23 protein-coding genes, 1 tRNA gene and 2 pseudogenes are annotated in these 26063 nt (G+C 63.8%); 16 read left to right on the top strand and 10 right to left on the bottom strand.

The features are described 5' to 3' along the window. Positions 1 to 357 precede the first annotated feature (357 nt). Positions 358 to 835 (bottom strand): annotated as a pseudogene (locus IM708_RS12545) (transposase); the annotation flags it as partial. Positions 836 to 1018: 183 nt separating this feature from the next. On the opposite strand from IM708_RS12545, the gene IM708_RS12550 reads away from it, so the two are divergent. Next, a tRNA-Ser gene (locus tag IM708_RS12550) sits at positions 1019 to 1108 on the top strand. Positions 1109 to 1464: 356 nt separating this feature from the next. Here IM708_RS12550 and IM708_RS12555 read toward each other — a convergent pair. From IM708_RS12555 to IM708_RS12580, 6 genes and pseudogenes are all read right to left on the bottom strand, one after another. After that, complete coding sequence (locus IM708_RS12555; RefSeq protein WP_209426922.1) at positions 1465 to 3099, bottom strand: type I restriction-modification system subunit M; 1635 nt, start codon at positions 3097 to 3099, stop codon at positions 1465 to 1467. Beyond that, a complete protein-coding gene (locus tag IM708_RS12560; protein ID WP_209426923.1) occupies positions 3096 to 4235 on the bottom strand; it encodes a hypothetical protein in 1140 nt (379 codons plus the stop codon). Before IM708_RS12560 ends, IM708_RS12555 begins: the two co-directional genes overlap by 4 nt. Before the next feature lie 3 nt (positions 4236 to 4238). Next, positions 4239 to 5417 (bottom strand): restriction endonuclease subunit S, encoded by a 1179-nt coding sequence (locus IM708_RS12565; protein ID WP_209426924.1) that lies wholly within the window; start codon positions 5415 to 5417, stop codon positions 4239 to 4241. Beyond that, positions 5407 to 8373, bottom strand: coding sequence for a type I restriction endonuclease subunit R (locus IM708_RS12570; protein ID WP_209426925.1), 2967 nt, complete (start codon positions 8371 to 8373; stop codon positions 5407 to 5409). Before IM708_RS12570 ends, IM708_RS12565 begins: the two co-directional genes overlap by 11 nt. Positions 8374 to 8431: 58 nt before the next feature. Further along, a complete protein-coding gene (locus IM708_RS12575) occupies positions 8432 to 8827 on the bottom strand; it encodes a hypothetical protein (protein WP_209426926.1) in 396 nt (131 codons plus the stop codon). Continuing rightward, positions 8824 to 9030, bottom strand: a pseudogene (locus IM708_RS12580) (recombinase family protein); the annotation flags it as partial. The gene IM708_RS12575 and the pseudogene IM708_RS12580, both read right to left, overlap by 4 nt. 236 nt (positions 9031 to 9266) lie before the next feature. Between IM708_RS12580 and IM708_RS12585 the strand changes: the two are divergent. After that, complete coding sequence (locus IM708_RS12585; protein ID WP_209426927.1) at positions 9267 to 9650, top strand: hypothetical protein; 384 nt, start codon at positions 9267 to 9269, stop codon at positions 9648 to 9650. Positions 9651 to 9665: 15 nt separating this feature from the next. On the opposite strand, the gene IM708_RS12590 is transcribed toward IM708_RS12585, so the two are convergent. Genes IM708_RS12590 through IM708_RS12600 form a run of 3 tightly spaced genes read right to left on the bottom strand, consistent with a single transcriptional unit; the run spans position 9666 to position 11829 of the window. Continuing rightward, positions 9666 to 10055, bottom strand: coding sequence for a hypothetical protein (locus tag IM708_RS12590; RefSeq protein WP_209426928.1), 390 nt, complete (start codon positions 10053 to 10055; stop codon positions 9666 to 9668). Continuing rightward, the gene (locus IM708_RS12595) at positions 10052 to 11377 is read right to left on the bottom strand and encodes a recombinase family protein (protein WP_209426929.1); all 1326 of its coding nucleotides are present in this window, start codon (positions 11375 to 11377) and stop codon (positions 10052 to 10054) included. Before IM708_RS12595 ends, IM708_RS12590 begins: the two co-directional genes overlap by 4 nt. Further along, complete coding sequence (locus IM708_RS12600) at positions 11374 to 11829, bottom strand: DUF2924 domain-containing protein (protein ID WP_209426930.1); 456 nt, start codon at positions 11827 to 11829, stop codon at positions 11374 to 11376. Before IM708_RS12600 ends, IM708_RS12595 begins: the two co-directional genes overlap by 4 nt. 389 nt (positions 11830 to 12218) lie before the next feature. On the opposite strand from IM708_RS12600, the gene IM708_RS12605 reads away from it, so the two are divergent. The 14 genes from IM708_RS12605 to IM708_RS12670 all read left to right on the top strand — a co-directional run bounded on the left by IM708_RS12605 (position 12219) and on the right by IM708_RS12670 (position 25479). Then, the gene (locus tag IM708_RS12605; protein ID WP_209426931.1) at positions 12219 to 12956 is read left to right on the top strand and encodes a hypothetical protein; all 738 of its coding nucleotides are present in this window, start codon (positions 12219 to 12221) and stop codon (positions 12954 to 12956) included. Between the two features lie 170 nt (positions 12957 to 13126). Further along, the gene (locus IM708_RS21285; RefSeq protein WP_245243166.1) at positions 13127 to 13387 is read left to right on the top strand and encodes a helix-turn-helix domain-containing protein; all 261 of its coding nucleotides are present in this window, start codon (positions 13127 to 13129) and stop codon (positions 13385 to 13387) included. Continuing rightward, positions 13378 to 13731: a hypothetical protein gene (locus tag IM708_RS12615; RefSeq protein WP_245243167.1), complete on the top strand. Its 354-nt coding sequence runs from the start codon at positions 13378 to 13380 to the stop codon at positions 13729 to 13731. The genes IM708_RS21285 and IM708_RS12615 overlap by 10 nt, the downstream gene beginning before the upstream one ends. 44 nt (positions 13732 to 13775) lie before the next feature. Next, on the top strand, positions 13776 to 14261 hold the full coding sequence (locus IM708_RS12620) for a hypothetical protein (RefSeq protein WP_209426932.1): 486 nt from the start codon (positions 13776 to 13778) through the stop codon (positions 14259 to 14261). Positions 14262 to 14364: 103 nt separating this feature from the next. After that, positions 14365 to 15225, top strand: a complete 861-nt coding sequence (locus IM708_RS12625; protein ID WP_209426933.1) for an ATP-binding protein — start codon at positions 14365 to 14367, stop codon at positions 15223 to 15225. Between the two features lie 20 nt (positions 15226 to 15245). Beyond that, complete coding sequence (locus IM708_RS12630) at positions 15246 to 15959, top strand: hypothetical protein (RefSeq protein WP_209426934.1); 714 nt, start codon at positions 15246 to 15248, stop codon at positions 15957 to 15959. A gap of 4 nt (positions 15960 to 15963) precedes the next feature. Continuing rightward, on the top strand, positions 15964 to 16191 hold the full coding sequence (locus IM708_RS12635; RefSeq protein ID WP_209426935.1) for a hypothetical protein: 228 nt from the start codon (positions 15964 to 15966) through the stop codon (positions 16189 to 16191). A gap of 152 nt (positions 16192 to 16343) precedes the next feature. After that, positions 16344 to 16571 carry a DUF6511 domain-containing protein gene (locus IM708_RS12640; protein ID WP_209426936.1) on the top strand — a complete coding sequence of 76 codons (228 nt, stop codon included), beginning with the start codon at positions 16344 to 16346 and terminating at the stop codon, positions 16569 to 16571. A gap of 11 nt (positions 16572 to 16582) precedes the next feature. Continuing rightward, the gene (locus tag IM708_RS12645; RefSeq protein ID WP_209426937.1) at positions 16583 to 17005 is read left to right on the top strand and encodes an HNH endonuclease signature motif containing protein; all 423 of its coding nucleotides are present in this window, start codon (positions 16583 to 16585) and stop codon (positions 17003 to 17005) included. Beyond that, entirely contained in the window at positions 17002 to 17799 is a 798-nt protein-coding gene (locus tag IM708_RS21290) for a hypothetical protein (RefSeq protein ID WP_245243168.1), read from the top strand. Before IM708_RS12645 ends, IM708_RS21290 begins: the two co-directional genes overlap by 4 nt. Positions 17800 to 17842: 43 nt before the next feature. Next, on the top strand, positions 17843 to 19162 hold the full coding sequence (locus IM708_RS12655; RefSeq protein ID WP_209426938.1) for an AAA family ATPase: 1320 nt from the start codon (positions 17843 to 17845) through the stop codon (positions 19160 to 19162). Positions 19163 to 19171: 9 nt separating this feature from the next. Further along, positions 19172 to 21760 (top strand): VapE domain-containing protein, encoded by a 2589-nt coding sequence (locus IM708_RS12660; protein WP_209426939.1) that lies wholly within the window; start codon positions 19172 to 19174, stop codon positions 21758 to 21760. Between the two features lie 211 nt (positions 21761 to 21971). After that, complete coding sequence (locus IM708_RS12665) at positions 21972 to 23003, top strand: ATP-binding protein (protein ID WP_209426940.1); 1032 nt, start codon at positions 21972 to 21974, stop codon at positions 23001 to 23003. Next, positions 22954 to 25479, top strand: a complete 2526-nt coding sequence (locus tag IM708_RS12670) for a S8 family peptidase (protein WP_209426941.1) — start codon at positions 22954 to 22956, stop codon at positions 25477 to 25479. Before IM708_RS12665 ends, IM708_RS12670 begins: the two co-directional genes overlap by 50 nt. Positions 25480 to 26063: the final 584 nt, after the last annotated feature.

Raw genomic sequence — 26063 nt, forward strand, 5'->3', positions numbered from 1 at the left:
TTCGCTGCGATCAATTGGTGGGCTTGGGCGTTCTCGGGCCGGCGTTGCAGCAGCGTGCGGCGCTCCAGCCTACGCACGATTGTTTGGCTTTCAGGCTCCATCAGGACCCAGTCACCGACCGCGAAATCCATCGTGGTCGCAGGAGCGGACGGATCAAGCGTCACCTGCCTTCCGCAGCGGTTTTGTTCTGGTTATGGCAGCGGCAGGCGAGCGGCACCGCCCAGGACGCAGCCGAAGAGCGGCGCGTTCCAGCCACTCAAAAACTAAGGCAAGGCGCCGCCAGGGAACTGACGGCGCCTTGCCTACGTTCGATCAGGCGCGCGGCGGCGATCCTCGCATGGAGGCTGCGTTCGATCACCAGTCTGCCTTCAGCCGCGCGACGGTCTTGGCAGACAAGCCCTTGCTCGAACCAATGGCGCCATCAATGGCCGACCGCCTCCAGCGCCTCGGTGAAATCGCCCGTGGACACGCCCTTGAGGTAAAGCCACGGCAGCAGCTCTTCGACCGACTTCGTCTTGCGCAGATAGCGCGGCAGGATGCTGGGCGTGAAGGTGATCTTGTCGTCACCAGCACCGCGATCACGCACGCGCGGCACCTTCACCGGCACCGGACCGATGCCAGTCAGCACCTCGCGTTCAGGCAGGTGACCATGACGGACCAAGCGTGCCCGCCCGTCATCGAGCCTTTCCTTGGAAAAAGCGGCCATGAGCGTGGCCAGCTCGGCCTGGAGCGCCTGTTTGATCAGTTTGCGCGCGCCATCGCGGAGGACATCGGTGAACGCGTCGGAGCCAAATCCCGATGGATCAGGCAGCTGGGTGATGGTAGTCTCTTGCATCTGGCATATCCCTTTCTCGGCAGAGAATTGACGGCGTCTGAACACCGCCATGATATGCCGCCCCTCAGGGCATCACCAACTTTCGCGCGTTTCTCGTCGGCGCTATCATAGGGTGTGTATCGTTATTTTCCGTCAATAGCTCTTTTGTCTTACAGTTTTGCATGCAATAACCGGCGTATGGACGGAGAGGTGCCGGAGCGGTCGAACGGGGCGGTCTCGAAAACCGTTGTGGGGGTGACCCCACCCAGGGTTCGAATCCCTGTCTCTCCGCCAGATAACCCGTTGAAAAGTTTCTCCGCATCCGGCTCCGGCCGGATTTTCTCGTTGTTTTCGAGGGTTATGCGGGAGGGGCTGAGCACCGGCCCCGGCGCTGGAAGGCCCGAACGCGGTCTCTCCGGGCCGATATTCTCCGGACCTGTTGACTGCACAGATTTGGTGAATTCTTCTCACAATATTGATTTTATTTGCAAAACAAGTGGTTCGGGCTGAACACTTCGATGCCGGTGGCACGGTCGGAGATGCGACCTGGATCGAACCTTCGCCGGTCACCGCAGCTTGCACGCGCCTCGCCGGCTGCAGAGACTTGGCGCCGCCTCCTTCAGCATCGGCATGTCCTGCATGTAGCACGATTATTCCGGCCGACCTGTCGCTCCGAGAGGCAAGGGCGGCAGGCCAAGCTCCTCTAGAAAGCCGTTATGTCTAACTGCCGCCGACTGAGCGCGCTCCTGAAGATCGGCAAGCTGGCGATGCACCAGCCCGAGATCGAGTTCCAGCTCGGCTTCGGCCGTGCTCACATATCTGGAAATGTTCAGATTGAAGTCGTGTTCCCTCTCGATCTCATCGAGGCTCACGACCCGAGAATAGCGATCCTCTTCCCTCCGCTGGCTGTAGGTATCGACGATCTTGTCGATATGCTCGGGCAGGAGCGCGTTCTGGCGCTTCCCCGGCTGATAATGCTCAGCCGCGTTGATGAACAGAACATCATCGGTGCGCTTGCACTTCTTGAGCACCATGACGCAGACCGGTATGCCCGTCGAATAGAAAAGCTTGGCCGGCAGGCCGATCACGGTATCGATGTTGCCGTCCTTCAGAAGCTTGGTGCGGATCTTCTTCTCCGCCCCGCCTCGGAACAGCACACCGTGCGGCAGGATGATCGCCATGGTGCCGTCCTTGGCGAGGAAGTGGAACCCGTGCAGCAGGAAGGCGAAATCGGCCGCCGACTTGGGCGCTAGCCCGTAATCCTTGAAGCGGAAGTCCTTTTCCATCTCCTCGGTCGGGCTCCAGCGGTAGCTGAAGGGCGGATTGGCGATGACCGCGTCGAACTCGATCTTCTTCGCCGGGTTTGGCTCGCGCAGGATGTCCCAGTCGTTTTCCAGACTGTCGCCATGGTGAATGTCGAACTCTGTGTCCCGCATCCCGTGCAGGAGCATGTTCATCCGGGCGAGGTTGTAGGTGGTGATGTTCTTTTCCTGCCCGTAGATCTTGCCGATCCCGTGCTTGTCCATGTGCCGCCGCACGTTCAGCAGAAGCGAGCCCGATCCGCAGGCGAAGTCGTAGACGCGGTGCAGCTTCGCCCGCTTGCCGAGGGCCGGGTCCTGGCTGTCGAGCGTCACGATGCGCGACAGGATGTCGGAAATCTTCTGCGGGGTGTAGAATTCGCCGGCCTTCTTGCCCGAACCGGCGGCGAACTGGCCGATCAGGTATTCGTAGGCGTCGCCCAGAAGGTCGCGGTCGCTGGGGAATTCGGCAAGCCGCTCGGCGATCTTCCGGATGATCGTACACAGCCGCGCATTGCGCTGCGGATAGGTCCGGCCCAGCTTGTCCGAGTCGAGGTTGATCTCGGAGAAGAGGCCCTGGAAGTTCGAGGAGAAGGACTCGGTCTCGATGAACCGGAAACCCGCCTGCAGGGTGCGGAGCAACGCGTCGCTCTGCGTCCGGGCCATCTCAGCGATGGAGGTCCAGAGGAATTCGGGCTTGATGACGTAATGCACCTTGCGGCGCATGACCGTCTCGAATTCTGCCGTGTCCTCGGGGTTGTTGGCATACCAGACGGCCAGGGGCGACCGCTGGTCGCCTGCTGGAAGGGTGGGCCAGTCGGCACCGAGCTCGGCCCGGGCGGCGTCTTCGTAGTTGCTGGACAGATAGCGCAGGAACAGGAACGACAGCATGTAGTCGCGGAAGTCGTCCGCGTTCATCGCGCCGCGCAGCTCGTCGGCGATGGCCCAGAGGGTTCGGCCAAGCCGGATCTGGTCCTGTTCGGTCATGGGTTGACTCCCTCTGGCGCGGGCTGCGGAAACAGCGCCGGGTTGAAACGGTAATCGGCCATGAAGTTCGCAAGGATCCTGCGGAAGATGTCCTTGTTCTCCGGCAGCATCTCGGCCGGCTCGAACAGGGAATAGCCGCCGTGGCTGAGAAGCTGGACATAGCGGAAATGCAGCGTGCCGTCCTCGTCTTCCGGGTCGCGCTTCAGAATGTCAGCGAGATTATTGAACCCGTGAAAGGTGGCGGTCTTCTCCATGATGCTGCGCAGGATCGTGAAGTGATAGGTGTAGAGCCTGCCCGCCTGCGCGGCCTCGTGCAGTTCCTTCAACATGGCGACGTGGTAGAAGCGGGGGGTGTGCCCCGTGTCGCGCAGCACCCAGCCCGCCGCCTCGCGGCTAAGGTAGAACTGCCAGGGCTTGTTCAACTCGTTGCACAGCACGTTGAAGAACAGCGTGTGGTGGGAGGAGATGATGGCCTTCAGCCGCTCCTGCCCCTTCAGCATTCGTGCCAGATGGGCGGCCACGGCAATGGCGTTGTTCTCGTCGAGCGACGAGATGGGATCGTCGATGTAGAGATATTGCACCCAGTCATAGGCCTCTTGCCCGTCGATGGCGAGCTCGGCCACGACCAGGAAGAAGCACCAGATGAAGATGTTCTCTTCGCCGCGCGAGATCTTGGTGTTGTCGCAACGAATGGTCCCGAAAGAACCGTCCTCCTTCAAAACGCGCTCCTCTCGAAAGAAGGTGATTATGCCCTCAGCATAATTGATTGAGAAATCGAAATCGCAGTATCTTTGCAAGATCGGGCGGATGCGATTTTCCATCTCCAGCTCTGCCAGACCGTCGAAGAAGGCGGAGGCCGTGTTCATGCGCAGCACCCGGTCGCGGTCGTTGGCCAGGTCGTTGTCCCAGCTGAACAGGTCTTCGGTGTAGGCGTTGAAATAGAGCGTGTCGCGGGCCGTGACGGCCCCATCCGCGTCGCGGGTCTTGCCCTGTTCCTTGAAGGCCATCGACAGGCGCGTCTTGCCGGTGCCGTTATGGGCGAAGATCAGGGTGCATTTCTTGTTCTGCGCCGCGATCTGCTGGCGCAGATGGGCTGCGAGAGCGTCCAGCGTGGCGAAGGGTCCGGCGTCGGGCATGGTTTACCCCATGTCCTGCGGGAAAAGCTGCTGCATGAGCCCGCGCTTGTGGGCCCTGAGCGCCTCGATCCGTTCGCCCTGCGCCCGGATCAGGTCGTCGAGGGCTGTGAGGCAGTCGGCTATTTTTTGTTGTTCGTGGTTGGTGCACACCGGCACCTCAAAACCTTGGATTTGCTCAAGGTCCCCACGAGGCATTTTCACGCCCTTGGCGCCATCCATTATGTATGAGATGAAACGGTCCGACATAAGCAAATGTCCGAGAAGCGTTTGCACGATTCTCTTTCCGGGGCGAGCGACAATGACATCGTTTGACGCGCCACCTGATCGGTCGGCCACCCAAATCTTGCGCAGATACGGACGAATGTTCGACATGAGAATGTCGCCTGCGCGGAATGCGATGGCGCTGCCAGAAGGTGGTGTCTCAGGTTTTTGCGCCAGCCCGTTGAAGTCAGAAAGCAAATTTACTGTGCTGACGTAGTGACCCGAAGGGATGTCCTCGGGGGCTATTCGATCACGGACGAAATTGGCAACGCCATCATCCCCCAGCCGCTTCACCTCCCACGGCCCCGCGTCGCGGAAGTCGGGGAAGCGCAGGCGGGGGGTGGTCTCGCCGGGGCGGGGGAAGAGGCGCTGCATCAGCCCGCGCTTGTGGCCCTTCAACGCCCCCAGCCGCTCGCCCTCGGCCCGGATCAGATCGTAGAGCGAGGCCAGGCAATCGGCGATTTTCTGTTGTTCGCCTGAAGCCTTGAGTGGAAACGGAATTAGCTTTTCCTTGAGATCGGAAAAATGGCGGTTGTAGCCCTGTTGCTCGACAGAATTTGCTTCGAGAGACAGAAAGAGGAACCGCCCGTCGATGTCATCTGCCGGTAAAAGGATCTTGATACCGTCCGCGCCTTGAGCAAACGAGGACTCCGCCAGTTTCACGACGCAGGAGTGATCCCCGAAGATCACAACCGGAAAATCGGCCTCGACAAGCGCGGACTCGTCGTCGGTCCATCCGCAAATGTCGTTCGGCGACTGGTCGATGATCGGGAATTGCCCACTCGGCTGATACTCCGTCGTCTGGAGCTTTTTCGGCGGCGTGATCGTGGTGACCAGATCCCCCAGCCGCTTCACCTCCCACGGGCCGGCGTCGCGGAATTCGGGAAAGCGCAGGCGGGGGGTGGGGCCGTCAACGGACATCGTAGACCTCGAGCCCCGAAATCTCGCGTCCCTCGGCATTGCGGCGCAGCCACAGGATCAGGTCCTCCATCAGCGCCAGTTCCGCCTGCGCCCGCGCCTTCCAGCCGAGACCCCGGGGGCGGAACAGGTCGGTCAGCGCGTCGGGGTCGAAGACCATCCGGCTGAGGATCAGATCGACGAAGCCCTGCAGGGCCTCGGCGGTCAGCCCGTGGCGTTCGGCGATGCGGGCAAGCTCCCCGGCCTGGCGCGCGGCCTTGAAGCGGGCATAGCCCTTGCGGATCTCGTCCTCGCCGAGGCCCTCGCCCTCGGTCAGCGTGGTGACATAGGCCTCGAGGTCCTCGCGCTCGTCCATCAGCCGGGCAGAGGAGGCGAGCAGGCGCATCAGTTCCGTGCGCGTCATCGTCTGCCGTTTCGGCGCGGCTTGGCTGAAGCGGGCGATCAGGCCCATGATGTAGTCGTAATCGATCAGCGCGCTGTCGAAGAGCACGAATTCGAAATCGAGCTGTGCGGCGGGGTCGGCCGGGTCGTCTGTCTTGCGGGCCTTGTCCTGAAGCTGTTTTGCCAGCTCCAGATACCGGGCAGAAAAGGCGCGCAGGTCGTCGCGGCGGATCAGCGCCTGGATCTGCGCCTTTTGTTCGGGCGCGAGGTCGGTGTATTGCTCGAGCTGGGTGCCGAGCCGCCGGACCTCCTTGAAGCGTTCGATGAAGCCCGCGCGTGCTGCATCGCCCTTGAGGTTGCTCACCTCCTCGGGGCGGGGGGGAAGGCCGTGGCCGGCCATGAACTCGGTCAGGTTGCGCGTGGCCTCGGCCAGCCGTTCGATCACCTTCGGCGCGGGATCGACCAGCCAGACCTCCTTGGCGCGTTCCGGCGCCTCGCCCGAGAAGAGCGCGATGGCCTCGTCCACCGCCGCCCGCTGGGCGCGGAAGTCGAGGATGTTGCCGTAGGGTTTGGCGTCGTTCAGCACCCGGTTGGTTCGCGAAAAGGCCTGGATCAAGCTGTGGTATTTCAGGTTCTTGTCGACATAGAGCGTGTTCAGATAGGCCGAGTCGAAGCCGGTCAGCAGCATGTCCACGACGATGGTGATGTCGATCTTCCGCGCCCGAGGCAGGTCGGCATTGGGGTATTTCTGATCCTTGATGCGGCTCTGGATGTCCTGATAGTAGCTGTCGAAATTCGCCAGATCGTGATTGGTGCCGTAGCGCGCGTTGTAGTCGGCGATGATCTCGGCCAGCGCGGCCTTTTTGCGGCCGGGGTCCTTGCGGTTGTCCTCGAGCTCCTGCGGCAGGTCTTCCTGAAGCTGGGCAACATCGCGGTTGCCCTCGGCCGGGGGCGAAAAGACGCAGGCGATGTTGAGCGGCATGAACTCCGGATCCTGCGCCGCGCAAGCGGCCTGGATGTCGTGGAACAGCCGGTAGTATTCGATGGCGTCGTCAATCGAGGCGGTGGCGAAGAGCGCGTTGAACTTGCGCTGGTTGGTTGCCGCGTCGTGCTTGTCGAGGATCGCCTCGACCACCGCGCGTTTGGCCGGGGTTTCGCCGGGTTTAACGGGGGCGCCGTCGGGCCGGAAGTAATCGACATGGAAGCGCAGCACGTTGCCGTCGTCGATGGCGTGGGTGATGGTGTAGGTGTGAAGGTCCTTGTCGAAGATATCCTTCGTCGTGACGAGACTGGCCTCGCGCCCCTCGATCCGGCTGTAGCCGGCGTTCTGCGGAAAGATCGGCGTGCCGGTGAAGCCGAAGAGCTGGGCGTTGGGGAAGAATTCGCGGATCGCCTGGTGGTTCTCGCCGAATTGCGAGCGGTGGCATTCGTCGAAGATGAAGACGATGCGCTTGTCCCGCAGCGGTTCAAGGCGCTCGCGGTATTGCCGCTTGTTCGTGCCGTCGAGCGCAAGGCCGAGCTTCTGGATGGTGGTGACGATCACCTTGTTGCGGTAGTCATCGGAAAGCAGCCGCTTAACGAGGGTTTCGGTATTCGTGTTCTCCTCGACGCAACCGGGCTGGAAGCGGTTGAACTCCTCTCGCGTCTGCTTGTCGAGATCCTTGCGGTCGACGACGAAGAGGCATTTCTCGATGTCGGGATTGTCTTTCAACAGTGTGGAGGCCTTGAACGACGTCAGTGTCTTGCCCGAGCCGGTGGTGTGCCAGATGTAGCCGTTTCCTCGGTTTTCGTGGATGCAATCGATGACGGCCTTGACGGCATAGACCTGATAGGGGCGCATCATGACGAGCTTTCGCTCGTTCTGGATCAACACCATGTATCGGCTGATCATCTCGGCGAGCGTGCATTTGGCGAGGAACTGCTCGGCGAAGTCCGCCAGATGCTCAACCTTCCTGTTGTCGCGCGCCGCCCAACGATAGACTGGCAGGAAGCGCTCTTCGACGTTGAACAAGAAATGTTCGTTGTTGTTGTTGGCGAAATACCAAGTCTGACTTCGATTACTGACGATGAACAGCTGCAGGAAACACAGAAGGCTGTTGCCGTAGCCGTTTCCCGGATCGTTCTTGTATTCGACGATCTGCTGCATCGCCTTTCTGGGCGAAACCCGGAGCGATTTGAGCTCGATTTGCACCACCGGCAGGCCGTTAAGCAGAATAATCACATCATACCGGTGATGGCTGCTGCGCGTGTTCATGCGCAGCTGACTCGCTACCTCGAAGGTGTTCCTGCACCAGTCCTTCAGGTTCACGAGCTGATAATGAAGCGGCGTCCCATCTTCTCGCTCGAAAGTGTTCCAATTCCGGAGCCGCTCCGCATTGGCGAATACATCCGGCGTCACGATCTCGGTGAGCAGCCGTTCGAACTCGCTGTCGGTCAGCCTTACCCGGTTGAGGGATTCGAATTTCTGGCGGAAATTGCGCTCCAATGCATCACGATCCCTAAGGTCGTCACGCCGCGTGTAGTTCAAGCTTGCCAGCTTTGAAATCAGATCCTGCTCGATCTCAGCTTCTTTTGTCATTCGTTCCGCCATCTTGCGGCAGCACCTTCATGCATTCGGCGGGAAAATCGTCCGATTACTAGCCTCGTTCGCTGAAGGTGTCGAGATGCTGCCTTGCCCACTCCTCCGGGAACCCGTCCATCAGCCTCGCCAGCGTCACTTCCGGCCCCTGCTTCCCGTCCAGGATCGCCTCGACGATGTCCGGCGCCAGCAGGGTCAGGCGCAGGACGCGGGTCAGATAAGACACCGCGATCCCCTCGCGCTCGGCCAGTTCGGCGATGGTGGTGAACTCGCCTGAGTCCAGCATGCGTTTCCAGCGAAACGCCCGAGCCAGCGCCTTGACGAGCGCGTTGTCGGCCTGGCGCGGCAGTGACGCCTCGGTCGGCAGCTGCATCTCCTTCCGCCCGCCCCGTTTCACGATGCGAAACGGAACGTGGAGCGTCATGGTTTTGGGGATCGGCGCGCCGCGGGTCATGCCGCGCGCCCCATCTCGCCGTCGGGCATCTTGCGCACGAGCCCTGTGAGCCCATCGACGCGCAGCCGCACGTTCAGCCGGTCTGCGCCGATGTCGACCCGTTCGACCAGCAGCGCCACGATGCGCGCCTGCTCCGCCGGAAAGAGTTCGTCCCACAGTTGGTCGAACTGCAGGAGGACGGCGCGGGCGTCCGCCTCGGCGATCTCGACAGCACCCTCGCACTACACCTTCTATGTGCTCGTTCGACTAAGGAAAGTCGGCGTAGAGCTGGGTCTAGTAGCCAAGGCTAAATCGCCACCGCCAGTGCCGTGTCAGCGCCAAGTGTAGCCAACAGCCGTTGCGTGTTGTACCTCCGACAAAGGTGGTGACGGGCGTCGGTCATCTCGCGCCGTCATTTTGCAAGGTGTGATCTGTTGTGGAGTGCTAGGTGAGACACCAGATGACCGGCAATGCCGGCATATTTCATGTTGCATGGGAACTCTCCCGTCGTGGATGGAATGTCATGCCGACCGTACGCAACGCTCGGGGCGCTGATTTGTATGCTGCTCCGGTCGATGGCGAAAATTCGGTGATCGCGATCCAATCCAAGGCACTGTCTAGGCGGGCGGCAGTGCCATTGGGTACCAATCTGGAACGATTGAGGTCTCGATGGTGGATCATCACGCTCGGGGTGAACAGCGACAATCCGGTATGCTATATTCTCACGTTGGACGAAGTGAGGGAACTGGCTTCGAGAGACAAGGGCCCGAACCAAGCTTACTGGCTTGAGGCGAAGAACTACGATAGGCCAGAATTTCGTGAGGCTTGGCATCGCCTCGTGTAGTGCATGGCAGGCCAGCTATTCGTGTGAAAAGTCAGCCTGCTGCTTCCGCCAGTATTCGGCAAACGGCTCCCGCAGCCTCGCGAGCGTCACCTGTGGCCCCTGCTTCCCGTCCAGGATCGCCTCGACGATGTCCGGCGCCAGCAGCGTGAGGCGCAGGACGCGGGTGACGTAGGAAACCGCGATCCCCTCGTGCTGCGCCAGTTCGGCGATGGTGGTGAACTCGCCCGAATCCAGCATCCGCTTCCAGCGGAACGCGCGCGCGAGCGCCTTGACCAGCGCATTTTCCAGCTGCCGAGGCGCCGCGGCGCCCTCCGGCAGCCGCATTTCCTTCCGCCCGCCACGCTTCACGATCCGGAACGTGACGCGGAGCGTCACCGTCTCAGGGATCGGCGTCCCGCGGCTCATGCCGCCCGCCCCATCTCGCCGTCTGTCATCTCGCGTATGAGCCCGCTGAGCCCGTCGACACGGAGCCGGACATTCAGGCCCTCGGTGCCGATGTCGACCCGTTCGACCAGCAGCGCCACAATGCGCGCCTGCTCGGCGGGGAACAACTCCTCCCACAGCGGATCGAGTTGCTGCAGGGCCGCGCGGGCGTCGGCTTCGGTGATGCCGTCGGCGTGGGTGCGCGCCGCCTTCGAGGTCCCCGCAACGATCTCCGGCTGGCGGAACACGGCGCGCAGCTGGTCGATGACCGCAGCCTCGATCTCACCCGCGGGAACGCGCCCGACCGGGCAAGACCCGGCGCCGTGCTTCAGCACCGTCTGGCTGACATAGTAGCGGTAGAGCCTGCCGCCCTTGCGCGTATGCGTGGGAGAGAAAGCCGCGCCGTCGGGTCCGAAGAGCAGCCCCTTCAGCAGCGCGGGCGTGTCGGCGCGAGTGCGCGCGGCGCGCTTGCGCGGGCTGATCTGCAGGATCGTGTGGACCTTCGCCCATGTCGCGGCGTCGATGATCGCCTCGTGCTCGCCGGGATAGTTCTCGCCCTTGTGCACGGCCTCGCCGATATAGACCCGGTTATGCAGGATTCGGTAGAGATACTGCTTGTCGACCGGCTTGCCACGCTTCTTGGTGATACCACGTGCGGTAACCTCGCGCAGCAGCACCGTACCCGACCCGATCTCGACGAAGCGGGTGAAGATCCAGCGCACCTGCTCGGCCTCTGCCTCGTTCACCACCAGCTTGCGGTCCTTCACGTCGTAGCCCAGCGGCGGGTTACCCCCCATCCACATGCCCTTCATGCGGCTCGCGCGGATCTTGTCGCGGATGCGCTCGGCGGTCACCTCGCGCTCGAACTGGGCGAACGAGAGCAGGATGTTGAGCGTCAGCCGCCCCATCGAGGTCGTGGTGTTGAACGACTGCGTGACCGAGACGAAGGTGACGCCGTTGCGGTCGAAGACCTCGACCAGCTTCGAGAAATCCATCAGCGAGCGCGACAGCCGGTCGATCTTGTAGACCACGACCACGTCGATCAGCCCGTCCTCGATATCGGCGAGCAGGCGCTTCAGCGCGGGGCGCTCCAGTGTGCCGCCCGAGATGCCGCCGTCGTCGTACTGATCGCGGATCAGCACCCAGCCCTCGGACCGTTGGCTGGCGATGTAGGCCTCGCAGGCCTCGCGCTGGGCATGCAGCGAGTTGAACTCCTGCTCGAGTCCCTCCTCGGAAGATTTCCGAGTGTAGACGGCACACCGCAACTTGCGGACGAACTTTGATTTTTCGGGCGGCTTCGTCATGTCCGCCCCCTGTGGTTCTTGAGCCCGAAGAATACCCAGCCGTTCCAGCGCGTGCCGGTGATCGCGCGCGCGATGGCGGACAGCGACTTGTACGGCCGCCCCTGCCATTCGAACCCCTCGGCGGTGACGGTGACGACCTGCTCGACCCCCTGCCACTCGCGCACGAGCCGCGTGCCGATGATGGGGCGGTCGCGGTCGGCGCGAATGCTGCGCTTTCTCCTATCGCCGCCGTCCAGTTCCTCACCCAGCCGCTCCAGCCGCCGGATGGTCTCAAGCTTCAGCCCGCCATAGGCCAGCTCCTGGATGCGATACGCCAACCGGCTCTCCAGGTAGTGCCGGTTGAACGGCGGCGGTTCGCTGTCGAACAGCTCGCGCCATTTCTGCTTCAGTTCCAGCGTAGGGGTGGTCTTCAGCGCCGCCAGGCGCGCGGGGATGGGATCGTGCGTCGTCATGGGATTCTCCGGTGAGTCGGAGTTGCATGACGGCATTGGTCGGGCGGATAGTGTAGGCGAATTTCTCTCATATCACCCGATGCTTCGCCGTGCTCGCGCTGGCGCAAGCGACACAACCCAGCCGCGAGCAGGCGGCAGAGTTGGTCGCGGCGCTCCGCCGGCGTCATGTGGTCAGGGTGCAGTGGATTCATGGCGGCATCCTCCGTCCCGTCAAAATGCCGCACGGGATCTCCAGGTGACAGCGGATTCAATGGCTTGTCGCGTGATTGCGTAGCCTTGCGGGGCGGTGAGAAGCAAACCGTGATCGGTGCAAGATTGCCAGTTGCGGCGCGCCGGAGTTCTTCCTATTCCAGCGCCGAATCTCAACCTGTGGCTGTGCGAGTTTCCACATGGCTCTTGCCAACAAGCTGTACTTCACGATCGAGGAGATGTCGGATAACTGGCAGTTGCCGAAGCGCGATCTCGCCTATCTCGCCGAGAACGGCCTGCTTCGGGTGTCGGTTCGGGTGTTCAACGCCTCGATCAAGCGGGGCTGCCAAGGGGAATCCGAGACCGGGGCGCGCATTCGTACCCCGCGCGACCGGCACATCTTCAGCGGGCTCATGGATCTCACCGAATGCGACGCCTACCGGGTATTCCGCGATGGTGCGGCAACGGTGACGGAGTTCCACGCACAGGATTGCGGTTATGCCGTCCTGATCGATCCGACACCCTGCATCGTGGTCCGGTTCGAGGATCTGCTGGTGCGCGTCGAGGAGCGGCAGCGGGTCGAGCGGAGGCAGGATCTCGCCCGGCGGACCGGCCAGGCGGCGCCGGAGCTGCAGCAGTTCGACGATTATCGGCAGGTGCGGTTCGGCTCCATCGCCTTCAGCTTCGGCCAGGTCCAGGCGCGGGTGGTGCGCCAGCTTCACCGCGCGCATGCCGCCGGCAAGCCCTGGTGTGCCGGAAAGGTCCTTCTCGCCGACGCGGGCGCGCATTGCCACCGGATGTCGGACCTCTTCAAGTCGCAGAAGGACTGGCGGGTGCTGATCGATTCCGACCGGCGCGGCAACTATCGCCTCACGCTGCGCGACACAGCGCCGAAACCGGCGCGCGCCCCCCGGAAAAAACCCGAGCAGGTCAGCTAGTTGCAGCGCGGCGGGGGGCGCGCGATCCCACACCATCCCCCGCTGGCTCCCCCACCCGATCCCCCGCCGGGCGGGTTTCCATCCCCCTCCGATCCCCTTCCGATCCCCACGACAGCCCCCACCGGAACATGCTTTTCGGGATGCAACGCAGCCGCATCCCGGAGGTCAGCATGGCGGTCCCGCATCTCGATCAGTTCGAACTGGCGAAGCGATGGAAGATTTCCCACCGCACGCTCGAGCGCTGGCGGTCGGCCGGCAGCGGTCCGGCCTATCTGAAGCTCGGCGGTCGGGTGCTCTATCGCCTCGTGGATGTGGACGCGTTCGAACTCGCGCAGAGGCGGCTGCAGGCGCGCGCTCTGCCCGGGCCCGCGGCGGCGCAGGTGCGCCGGCTGACCGCGACGCCGCCCGCGGAGCGCCGGGCATGCCGATGAGTCGAGGCACGTCGAGCATGGCGCGCGCCGCCTCTCCTCTTGGCGCCATCGAATTCTGCGCTTGGGTGGCGCAGGCCGCGCCCGGCGACCGGCTCGAGTATCACCGCGGCTTTCTCGGGATCGACTCGACGGCCGCGATTTCGATGCTCCCCGAACCCGACCGCCGCCGCGTGGCCGCACTGGCCAGCGCCGCGCTTCACGCCTTCGATGCCGATCTGGTCCACCTCGTTCAGCTGCGGCTGGGTCCGGATCGCTTCGCCTATCTCGCCGTCGCCCGCCCGAAACCCAAGGCCGCCGCCGCCTCGCTCTCCGCGTGTCTGTTGGCCGAGCGAGAGGCCGCCTGATGCCGGCGGTCCAGTCCCATCCTGCCAATCATGGAGATCCCTGCATGCCATTCCCACAGAACACCCCCAGCGTCGACGACCTGGTCAACCTGCCCGCGGGCGAGATTGCTCAGCTGCCGGTCGATCTTTTGGCTGCCATGCAGCGCGAGATCGATGCGGCGGCGCGGCAGATGAAGGCGGTCACCGCGCGCTTCAACGCCGCGCTCGAGATCCGCTACGCCACCCGCGCCGCAGAGGCCCGCCGCGCCTGCGGCAGGGATACCGGCACGGTGCGCATTGTCGATGGCGATTTCACCGTGGTCGCCGATCTGCCGAAGCGGGTCGATTGGGATCAGGACCGGCTCGCCGAAATGGTCGAGTACATCCGGACGGCCGGGGGCGATCCGACGCAGTATGTCGACATCGCCTTCAAGGTGCCGGAGCGCAAGTATGCCGCCTGGCCCGATGTGATCCGCATGGATTTCGAGCCCGCGCGCACGGTCGGCCACGGCAAACCCAGTTTCCATCTCGAACCCACCGAGACCTCCTGAATACAGCGGCGGGGACGCCCTGATCGCAAGGCTGGGCAGGCTCCCCTTCGGCGCCCGGTCACCCCCCGCCGCTGTTGAACCCAACCTCATCGAGGAGAGCGCCATGACATTGCGCATCATCACCGCTGACGAACGATTGTCGGCCGCAGAGAACAAGACATCGCTTGCGATCTTCGGCCCGCCCGGCGTCGGCAAGACCACCCTGATCAAGACGCTGCCCGAGGACCGGGCCGTGTGCTTCGATCTCGAAGCCGGCATGAAATCCGTCCAGGACTGGCGCGGCCCCAGCATCCCGATCCGCAGTTTCCCGGATTTCCGCGATCTGGTGATCCTGATCGGCGGGCCGGATCCGGCCCAGCATCCCGAAAGCTACTATGGCGCCCGCTACCACGCCCATGTGCAGGCGCAATACGCTGAAAGCGGGCTCGAAGGTTTCCTCAAGGACCGCTCGATCATCTTCGTCGACTCGATCACCGACCTGACGCGCCAGGCCATGGCCTACGCCAGGCAGCAGGCGGAGGCGTTCTCCGAGCGTACGGGCAAGCCGGATGTGCGCGGCGCCTACGGATTGCTCGGCCGAGAAGTCATTCAGGCGCTGAAACACCTCCAGCATGCCCGCGGCAAGACCGTGATCTTCGTGGGCGTGCTGGAAAAGGTGACAGACGAGTTCGGCATATCGGCCTGGCTTCCACAGATGGAAGGCACGAAGGCGGGCCGCGAACTGCCCGGCATCGTCGATCAGGTCATCTCGATGCAGCTCTTCGGCCAGGATGCGAAGGGCGCCTGGACGCTCGACGAGAAATCGACCGAACGCCGCCTCGTCTGCAGGGCCGGAAACCCCTGGGGACTGCCGGCCAAGGATCGCTCCGGTCGCCTTGAGGTGACCGAGCCGCCCGATCTGGCTGCACTGCTGGCCAAGATCGACGGGCGCAGCGCGCCCTCCACCGCCACCACGACCACGTGATCCCGGAAAGGACCTGACCGATGAGTTACGATCTGAACGACGCGGCCCCGCAGATGGCCCCGATGGGGGAGCTGATCCCCGACGGCACCTTCGCCAAGGTGATGATGAAGCTGCGTCCGGGCGGCACGAACGGCGCAACGCCGATGGATGCGGGCCTTCTGAAGGTCTCGCCGCACAGCGATGCAAAGATGCTCGATTGCGAATTCACCGTGATCGACGGACCCTTTGCGCGGCGCAAGTTCTGGCAGAACTTCACCGTGGCGGGCGGCAAGCTCGACGAGAAGGGCCAGTCCAAGGGCTGGAACATCTCGAAAAGCACCTTCCGGGCGATGGTGGACAGCGCGCTTGGCCTCGATCCGAACGATGTCAGCCAGGCCGCCCGGGAAAAGCGGGTGATCGGGGGCCTGAAGCAGCTCGACGGGATCACTTTTGCCGCGCGTATCATGGTGGAGAGCTCGGAGAACCCGAATTACCGCGACAGCAACAAGATCGCGAATGTCGTGCTGCCCATTGAGCCCGCCCATGCCGCGATCATGCGCGGCGAACAGATCGCGCCGGAGCCGGTCAATGCCCCGCCGCGCAAGGCGCCCGCGCAGACGCCGGCGGCCTGGAGTGCACCGGCGCACAGCGGTTGGGCCAGCACGCCCCAGGCCCCGGCGACACCTGCGCAACCCGGCGCGCCCTCCGCGGCCCCTGCCACACCCGGTGGCGCACCGGCCTGGCTGAACAGCTGAGCCCATGACGCCGGATGAATGGCAGGCGCATGTCACACGCGCGGCAGCACAGGAGATCGGAACATGGCTCGAGGCCCGCGGGCGACTGGATCGGCCCATCGCAAGTCTCGGGCTGTCCGATCTCGAGGCCATGGCCTCGGTGGCCATCAGCCGCTTCGTCGTTCTCGCGTCGCACAAGATCCGGGAGGCGCCGGGGCAGCACGCGGATCTCGAAGACCTGCTCATGGGCTGAGCCCGGAGCCCGGCGTCTGCGCCATCTGCGCGCGCGAAGCCTGCGGGTTCGGGTTTTGCCTGCACCTGAAGCGGCAGCACTTCCCCTCCTACACATTCTGTTCGCGCCGGTGCCAGGACATCGGCGCGGACCTCGCCCGGAGGAACCACGGAATGATCGACAAGACTGCCCGAGAGGCGCAGGCCATCCGCGACGCGCGCAAGAATTTTGCCGAAGCGCTGACCGAACTCGGCCTGATGGCGCCATTCTTCGACCGGTCAGCCGTCGAGATCGATCGGCTCATCGAGGCCGCGGTGACCGGCTACATCGACAGCATGCAAGGCCAGGCCGCGCGCAAGGAGCGCGAAGGTGCGGTCCTCAACGACCCTCTGCCGTTCTAGAGGAAGGCGACATGACCAATGGTGAAGTTTGGAGAATGAACCCCAGCGTCCCCGAAGTGCTCGTGAGCAGTGAAGGACGCGTGATGCTGACACCGTATCGCGGCCCGATGCCGAATGGCAGCGAGAGGCCCTACGGCGGAACGCCGACCTTCGGTGCCTGGAACAAGCAGGATGCTCGCTTCATCTTCGTGTTGCGAGGGAAGACCTACAAGGTCGCGCGGCTCGTCGCAGAAGCGTTCCACGGTGCGGCTCCATTCGACGGAGCGGTCGTCATGCATCTTGACGAGAATGCCGCGAACAGCCGCGCCGACAACCTGGCATGGGGGACCCAGCGCGAAAACCTGAATGCGCCCGGGTTCCTGGAGTACTGCCGCGGAAGGACCGGCGACCGTCACCCCGGCGCCATTGCCAAACGGCGGAGGGCACGGTCATGATCGACCTGAACCATGGGTCGGGCGCGCAGTATCTGCCGCCCCAGACCCTACCCGACATCACCGCGGCGGTTTGTGCCGCCATCGACACCGGCCTCGCGGCTCGACAGGGGCACGAGCGTCCCCGCAACTATGTCAGCTCCTCGGGGCTGGGCCGCGCCTGCCTGCGTCAGATCCAGTATGATTTCCTGGCCGTGCCGAAGGACGAGGGGCAGGAATTCGCCCCCAGGACCTTGCGGATATTCGAGGCCGGACATCGCGGCGAGGATATGGTGGCGAATTGGCTGCGCCTTGCCGGGTTCGATCTGCGCACCGAGCGCCCGGATGGACGACAGTTCGGGTTCTCGGCTCTCGCTGGCCGGTTCAAGGGGCATATCGACGGCTGCCTGGTGGGCGGCCCGGTGGCGATGTCCTATCCCGCGCTGTGGGAGAGCAAGGCGCTCGGCGCGTCGAGCTGGAAGGACACGGTCAAGCGCGGGGTGACGATCGCCAAGCCCGTCTATGCGGCGCAGGTCGCGCTCTATCAGGCCTATATGGACCTGCCCAACCCTGCACTCTTTACCGCGCTCAATCGCGACACGCTGGAAATCTACGCGGAACTGATCCCCTTCGATGCAGCGCTCGCACAGCGAATGAGCGATCGCGCTGTGGCGGTGGTTCGGGCGTCCGACGCTCGGGAATGGCTGCCGCGCGAGGCGGCGGAACCGACCTCCGTTGTCTGCAAAGGCGGCATGGCGGCCGGACACTGGCATCCGCCTTGTGCGTGGGCGCGACGTTGCTGGGGGACGAGATCATGATCCCGGAGGTGGTCAAGGATTCCATCGTGAAAGGAAAAGCGGCATGACCACCTTCACCCCCTCGTCCACGCAGGCCGCAGCAATTCGCGAGATCAGGGAATGGTTCGAGGGCCGGACCCGCGAGCAGCAGGTGTTCCGCCTCTTCGGCTATGCGGGGTCGGGCAAGAGCACGGTGCTGAAATTCGCCCTCGACGAACTCGGCCTCGCGCCCCACCGCAGCGCCAAGGACGGCAAATGCACGCCGGGTGTCGTCACCGCCACCTTCACCGGCAAGGCCGCACTGGTGCTGACCCGAAAGGGCACGCCCGCGCGCACCATTCACAGTCTGATCTATTCGGTGATCGATGCGACCGAGGAAGAAATCGAGGCGGCGGCGAAACGCATCCGGGAGGCGGAGCTCGACGCGCGTCGCCTGAACGGCTTCGACCGCACCACGGCAGAAGCCGCGATCGAGGCCATGCGCCAGGCCCTCTCGGCGATGAAACACCCCCGCTTTGCGCTGAACCCCCGAAGCGATGCTGCCGACGCCCGGCTGATCGTGCTCGACGAGGTATCGATGGTCGGCGAGGAAATGGCCCGCGATCTGATGAGCTTCGGCAAGCCCATCCTCGTGCTTGGCGATCCCGGACAGCTTCCGCCGATCAAGGGCGAAGGCGCCTTCACCCGCGACGCGCCCGACGTCATGCTGACCGAGATCCACCGCCAGGCCGCCGAAAGCGCGATCATCCGCCTCGCCACCATGGCACGCATGGGCGAACCGATCGGATTCGGCATCTACGACGCCCATGTGGCAAAACTCCGCAAGGGCGACATCACGCCGGAGCAGGCGCTGCGCGGCGGCCAGCTCATCTGCGGGCTCAACGCGACACGGCTGCAGATCAACAACGCGATGCGCGCCGCCGCGGGGCTCGGGGGCAGCTGGTTGCCGACGGGGGCCGCCGAGAAGATCGTCTGCCTGAAGAACCAGAACGATCTCGGGCTCATCAACGGCATGTTCGTGACGCTCGAGGACATCGTCGACGAGGGCAGCCTCTACTTCTCGGCCGTGGTGACGGACGAGGACGGACGCCGGGTCGGGCCGCCCGACCGCGACGGGCGCCCCGGGCGCCTGCGCATCTACAACGGTCATTTCGTCGATCATCTCGACTATGATGCGAAACGGCACGACCGGGACTGGAAGGAAAAGCGCCTCCTGACCGAAGCGACTTTCGGTTGGGCGATCACCGCCCACAAGGCGCAGGGCTCGCAGTGGGAGAACGTGATCGTCTGGGACGATGGGCTCGGGCGCAGCGATCTTGATCGTCGTCGCTGGCTCTACACGGCCATCACCCGCGCCGAGCGCGGCCTCGTCCTGCTCGCCTGAGGCAGCGCGATGATCGACCTGAACGATGTCTGGGCGCCGCACGCCCGCCATGATCTGCGCGCGATCAAGGCCCGGCTTGCGGACACGGCCCGCGAATGGCTGCCGCCCCTCTTTCCCGAGGCGCAGCTGACGCATGATCGTCGTGCTCTGCGATGTGCGGATCTGTCCGGACGCCGTGCGCGCGGCGAGGGTTCCTGCATTCTGCATCTGGACGGGCCATATGCCGGCTGGGGGTTTGACTTCGCCACTGGCGAGCGCGCCGGACCGATCGATCTGATCTACCACGCCACCGGCATGACGGATGCCGGGCTCTTCGATGAGGCCGCGCGGCTCGCCCGGATTGAGTGCGACCTTGCCTTGCGGCGCCGCTCGGCGCCACCTGCACGGCCGGACCACGGTCTGGAAATCCGTCGCATCCTGGACGAGTGCAAACCCCTCGCCGGCAGCGTGGCCGAGACTTACCTGCGCGCGCGCGCGCTCGAGGATCCGGGATCGCCGGACCTGCTCTTTCATCCGGATCTGACCGATTACGAGACCCGCTGTGGCTGGCCCGGCATGGTGGCCATCCCGCGCCTTGCGAATGGCGAAGCGGTCGGCGGCATTCATCGCACATTTCTGCACGAGGATGGCAGCTGCAGAGCACCGGCAGGCAAGAAGATGCTGGGCTCCATCGCCGAGGCGGCGGTGCGGCTGTTTCCGATGACCGAGGATGGCCGACTTGCGGTCGCGGAAGGCATCGAGACCGCATTGGCCGCGCATCAGCTCTTCGGCGCGCCGGTCTGGGCCGCACTCTCGGCCAACGGGCTCGCACGGTTCAAATGGCCCGGAGGCACGCAGCACGTCACCATCTACGCCGACGCCGGCGATGCCGGCCGCCAGGCAGCAGCGACGCTCTCGGATCGCCTGAACCGGGCGGATATTTCGAACCGGATCGTGGTCCCGCTGCATGGTGACGATTTCAACGACGACCTGCTGCGCGGGGCGCGGGGCGAGGATTACGAGAGGCAGGCCGCAGCCGCAGCCGTGTCAGGGAATGCCGAACCCGTAGAGCCGGAGCCCGCGACGCCCATAGTCCCGTCTACCGATGACGCTGCCACGCTTCTCGCCGCAGCCGAGGCGTTGACGAACCCGCCCGAACTTGAAGCCTTGTCCACGCTGCTCGGCCGCATGGCGCTGGCCCGGCTCGATCCACTGCCCGAACGCCAGATCCTCGCCCGCATCAAGTCAGCCACAGGCATTGCCGTCGCGATCCTCGACAAGCAGCTGGCTGAGCTGCGCCGCCGCGTCAACGTCACCGGCGATCCCCACGCCCGGATCCCGAAGCCCGCGTGGTTCAACCGCCTGCGGCTCGACCTCGCCGGCACTCCGGAGCGCAACGAGGCCAATGTCATCATCGCGCTCAACTCCGACCCGGCCTTCGCCGGTGCCTTGGCCTTCGACGAGTTCGGTCAGGAGATCGTCGTGCGCCAGCCGCTGCCATGGGATACCGCCGTCATGACGCTGCCACGCCCCTGGGAGGACACAGACGACGTCCGCACCGCCGAATGGCTGCAGCTGCGCGGCATCAACGTGGCCCCCGTCGTCGTCGGCCGCGCCGTCGGCGCCGTCGCGCGCGAGCTGCGCATCCACCCCGTCCGCGACTGGCTGGACACCCTCAAGTGGGACGGCACACCGCGGATCGAGACCTGGACCGGCACCTATCTCGGCGCAGAAGCCACCGCGTTCCACCACACCATCGGCGCGCTCTGGCTGATTTCTGCTGTGGCCCGTATCTACCGGCCCGGCGTCAAGGCCGATCACATGCTGATCCTCGAAGGTCCGCAGGGCGCGCGCAAGTCGACCGCGATCAAGGTCCTGGCGGGCGAGGCGTGGTTCACCGACGAGTTGCCGGAACTCGGCTCGAAGGATGCGGCACTGCACATGCAGGGCGTCTGGATCGTCGAAATCGCCGAACTCGATGCCATCGGCCGCGCCGAGGTCTCGCGCATCAAGGCGTTCCTGACCCGCACCACCGACCGCTTCCGCCCACCCTATGGTCGCTACACCGTCGAGGTGCCGCGGCAGTGCGTCTTCGCTGGCACCGTGAACCCCGATACCTATCTGCGCGACGAAACCGGCAACCGCCGTTTCTGGCCTCTGCGCTGCGGGAACATCGACATTGCCGCGCTCGCCCGCGACCGGGACCAGCTCTGGGCCGAAGCCGTCCAGCGCTTCCGCGCCGGCGCGATCTGGTGGCTCGACGACCCGGCGCTGCTGGCGGAGGCTCGCGAGGCGCAGGATCGCCGTTATCAGTCCGACGCCTGGGACGATCTGATGGAACACTGGCTTACCCACGAAAGCCGCACCGTCTCCGACGGCTATCCCGACTACGGCAATGCCCGCACCGAGAGTGTGCCGCGCCCGGAGCCGCTGGCCGACGTGTCTGTGGGCGAGATCCTCGAAGAGGCTATCGGACTTGAACCCGCGCGATGGACCCGCGGCGATCAGATGCGTGTCTCAGCCTACCTCAAGGCTAGCGGTTGGGAACGGTATCGGAAGCGTGACGAAGGTGGGCGCGAGGCGACGCGGGAGTGGCGGTATCGGAGGGCTGCGTGGTAGGCTTGTGCGCATGGAGCCGATGTCACATCTCGGCGGTTGCATGCACGGTGGGTGTCAAGGGGGATTCCTTGTCGGGCAATCGGGTGCTAACGTGCAAATTGTTGATGTGTCTTTTGGGCTGCTTCTGGCGCTCGTTTTTCGGGAGTAGGAATGCCGTCTTTGTTGTGGGCCCGACGGAAAAGGTGGTGCACCGTGGTGCGTAGGGTCTGACATGGCGCGGAGCGATCTTCTTGTGTCCTTGATTCGCGCGGGTGCGACCGGCGATCGAGAGATGCTGCGCTCAACCACTGAAGCGATGGTCGCGGAAGAGCGCGCCAAGAAGCATTTCATCGTGGCCGACCGCATGCAGCGAGCCTTATCGGCTGTCCCGATCACACCTCCTGCCCTTACGGCAAGCTCGCCTCACTTGGCGGACCCGAACGGGCGCGAGGCCATACTCGAGGTCACGCCGCAGCTCCAACTCGACGACATTCTGCTTCCTCTGCCAGCAAGAGAGAGTGGCCGCCAGCTTCTTGAAGAGCATCGCAGAGCGGATGTCCTGCGCGCGAACGGTTATGAACCACGGCACCGAGTCTTGCTGTCGGGTCCCCCGGGCAATGGCAAGACGTCGTTCGCCGAAGCAGTCGCAGAGGGCCTAGGTCTGCCCTTCTTCGTTGTCAGATATGACGCCTTGATCGGCAGTTACCTCGGTGAGACGAACGCGCGGCTCCGCAAGCTCTTTGACTATGTACGAACTACACCGAGCGTTCTGTTTTTCGACGAGTTCGATGCCATTGGCAAGGAACGCGGCGACACACATGAAACAGGAGAGATCAAACGGGTTGTCTCTTTCCTGCTCATGCAACTCGACCAGTTGCCCAGCTACGTCATCGTGGTCGCGGCTACCAATCATGGCGAGCTGCTTGATCGCGCTGTCTGGCGCCGTTTCCAAATGCGGTTGGCGTTTCCGGCCCCCAAGAAGAACGAGATTGTCGTTTTTTTGGACCGGATCATTTCCGGCTGGCCAGATGCACCAAAAATGGCGCTCAGCCGGCTTGCCGGCCGCCTTGGAAATGTGAGTTACGCAGAGGCGCTCGACTTCTGCCAGAATGTCAGGCGGCGACAGATTCTTGGTTTAGGAGAGGTTTCGGTTGATGAGGCATTGCGCGCCGAACTGGATCTTTGGACTTCGCGCGTCACGCCGGAGTTCATAAATGCCGAGCGATCCAACAAAACCCCTCCTGAGACTGACGCCGAGCGCTGATCAGCCCCGCCCAAAGGGCAAGGCAAAACACCCTCCGCTGCCAGAAGCCTTCCCCCGCGATCGTCAGACCGGTGCATTCGGCCCAAAGTTCGCGCGCCTCGCCGAAATTCTGGCGCGTGGGGATGGGGCGCTTGAGCTGCGCGCGGACCCTGCCGGCCTCGCGCCGGAACGGCTCTTGGTCTTCGAAGTCCGCGGCGCCATCAGTTCGTTTGCCGCGTCCATCCGTCAGGTGGGCGGGCTGGAACTGGTGGATGAGGAAGAACTCGATAGCGACGACGAAGACAAGCAACCCGTCGCCTACCTTCTGGTCCCCGACATGGTGGCTTTGCGAAATCTGGAGTCGCTGTGGCGGCGCTGGCAAGCCGGACAACTGGTCAGAGGGGAAACACCGTGGGCGACTGTGTTCGAACACCTCCGGGACCTGCGCGCGTGGGGGCCGGAAGACCGCGTTCAACCATCAGATCGGACCGTTCTCTCCGCAATTCTCGACGGCCACCGGGACAACGATCTGATCCGACTGGAGATCGAACTGGTTTTCAGGGCCAATGAGGCAGCCGCTCGACTCAGCGAAGAGGAGACGACACAGGCACTGGTGGCCCGAGGCGGCCTGGCCCTGTCTCGCTGCCGCTTGCCCGATATTTCCTACCATGCACTCCTTGCCGATCTCCCGGCTTGGGCCGTGCGCGAAATCATCGAACGGCAGATCGAAGGGATCGCTGGCTTGGATGCGGTCATGCACATCCGTCCGCAGTCCGAGGCCACGACCGTCGAGATCGGCGATCCTGAAGACAGCCCACAGGTCGGGGAGCAGATCGAGGAACTCGGTGAGCCGATTCTTGCGGTGCTCGACGGCGTCCCTGTCAGCGGCCACAGGCGCTTAGCTGCCCACATCGACCTCGACGATCCTTTCGATCTTGAGCCGGATGCCCTCGTAGCGTCCCGGGCGCATGGAACGGCGATGGCGTCCCTCGTCATTCACGGGGACCTCAATCGCGGCGAGGCCCCAGTGCCGCGAAAGATCCACATGATCCCGGTCTTGGGGAGCAATGATGCCTTCCCTCCCGGCAGGCTTATTGTCGACATTATCTACCTCGCGGTCACCAGGCTCCGCGAACAGCGCCCCGGGATTGTGATCGTCAATCTCTCCCTCGGCAATCGCTATCGGCCATTCCACAACCACCTTTCGCCCTGGGCTCGCCTACTCGACCGCCTGGCCTATCGTTTCGGCCTGCTCTTTGTGGTGAGCGCCGGCAATCAAGTCTTCCCGTTCGGCATGCCGGGCTATGCAACCAGCCGAGACTACGAGGCTGCAGACGCGGCAAGCCGCGCGAGATCAATGGTCGCTACGCTGCACGGCGTCATGGCGGACCGTCGCCTGCTATCGCCGGCAGAAACCGTGAACGGCATCACCGTCGCGGCCGGAAACATCGACGCTGTCGGTCCTGCGGATCGCGCACTGGCGCGAGCCTTGATCGATCCCTTTCCGGCACACGTCGCGGCGAACCCCTCGAGCAGTCTGGGACCGGGCTTCGCCAGATCGGTCAAGCCGGATATTCTGATGCCCGGCGCCAAGGAACACATGACCTGTGTCGGCAATCACAGGCACATCGACGTCCGTCCGGCAGGGGCCTCGCGCGGCGCTGGTCTCAAGGTCGCGGCCCCACCACGTGCGGGTCGGGAGAACCTTGACGGATATTCGAATGGCACCAGCGCAGCAGCGGCGCTTGCATCGCGCACCTGTCACCGCATTCACGATGCCCTTGAGACGGCCTATGGCGAGGCGTTTCTGCGGATCCCACCCGTACAACGCGCGGTGCTGCTGAAGGCCCTTCTGGTCCATCCGGCGCAGTGGCCGCGGGAGACTGCCGAACTCATCAAGTCCACACTTGGGCCTACTGGTCGCGGCCAAGCATCGAAGCAGAAGGACAATATTCGGCGCTTCCTCGGGTACGGCTATGTCGATGCTGATGACGCGCTCGCCTGCGCAGCGGATCGGGCCACGTTCTTCGCGACAGGAGTCCTGAGGGCCGATCGCATCGCAACCATCGACGTGCCGGTTCCGATTGCAATCGGCGGCAAGGCAAAACCGCATAACCTGTCAGCGACCGTTGCGTGGTTTTCGCCGGTCGTGCCGGGTCGCAAGAGCTATCGCAGCTGTCGACTGAAGATCCTCACGCCGGCAGAACTCGACGCACTCGCCGTTTCGACAGAGCGTTGGCACCCAGACGAGAACCAAAGCAATCGCGGGACAGTCAGCTCGCGGCGCTGGAGCGGAGCAAATGCCCCCGTCGTCACGCCCAACATGACGATACCCTTGGTGGTGCAGCGCGATCCCGATCAAGGCGCGCCAGTTGATGAGGCGATACCGTTTGGATTAGCTGTGACAATTTCAATGCCGGGTGAAATCGGCATCTACGACGAGGTGCGTGCTCGCGTCGCACCGCCAGTCCAAGCGCGTCCCGCCGCAGGGACTTGACGCTACAACGTGGCACAGACGGTTGCCGTATAACGCCCCGCTCCCGCCGGTAGCAGCGCGCGGCAGCTTGACGGCATAGCAGATGTATGGGTGACGAGGTCGCCAGCCGAGAATTGAAAGACAGCATTCTTCCCTCCGCTGCCGGTCCTCAGTTTTCGGTAACGTCCTGGCTCTCGTCATTGGGTGGCGTCCCAACCTCTCCTGTGGTCCCAACCCTGTCCCAACCTCCAGAGGGGGTTGGGGACACGAAAAGGCGTGCAAAAACAACGGTGTCCCCAACCTCACTCCGTGGTCCCAACCTTTTTCCATACATTCATGTGGGAGAACCAAAGACGTCGGGGACATACATTTCTATACGAAAAGAGTAGGACCCCCGTTGGGGACACCGAGGTTGGGACCACATCAGGACAAGTCATTGGCGCAAATATATAATACCCTGTCCCAACCTCTATGGAGGTTGGGACCACGCCGTCGGAGGTTGGGACCGGGGCGAGCGGAGCGCCGATCAGCGCCCGCCACCGCGTCCGTGCTCGTTTTCGCTTTGGCGCAGGCCCGCCGCATGCGAAATCTTGCGGTGACCGAAG

The sequence above is a fragment of the Pararhodobacter sp. SW119 genome (assembly GCF_017811755.1).
Lineage (GTDB): Bacteria > Pseudomonadota > Alphaproteobacteria > Rhodobacterales > Rhodobacteraceae > Pararhodobacter.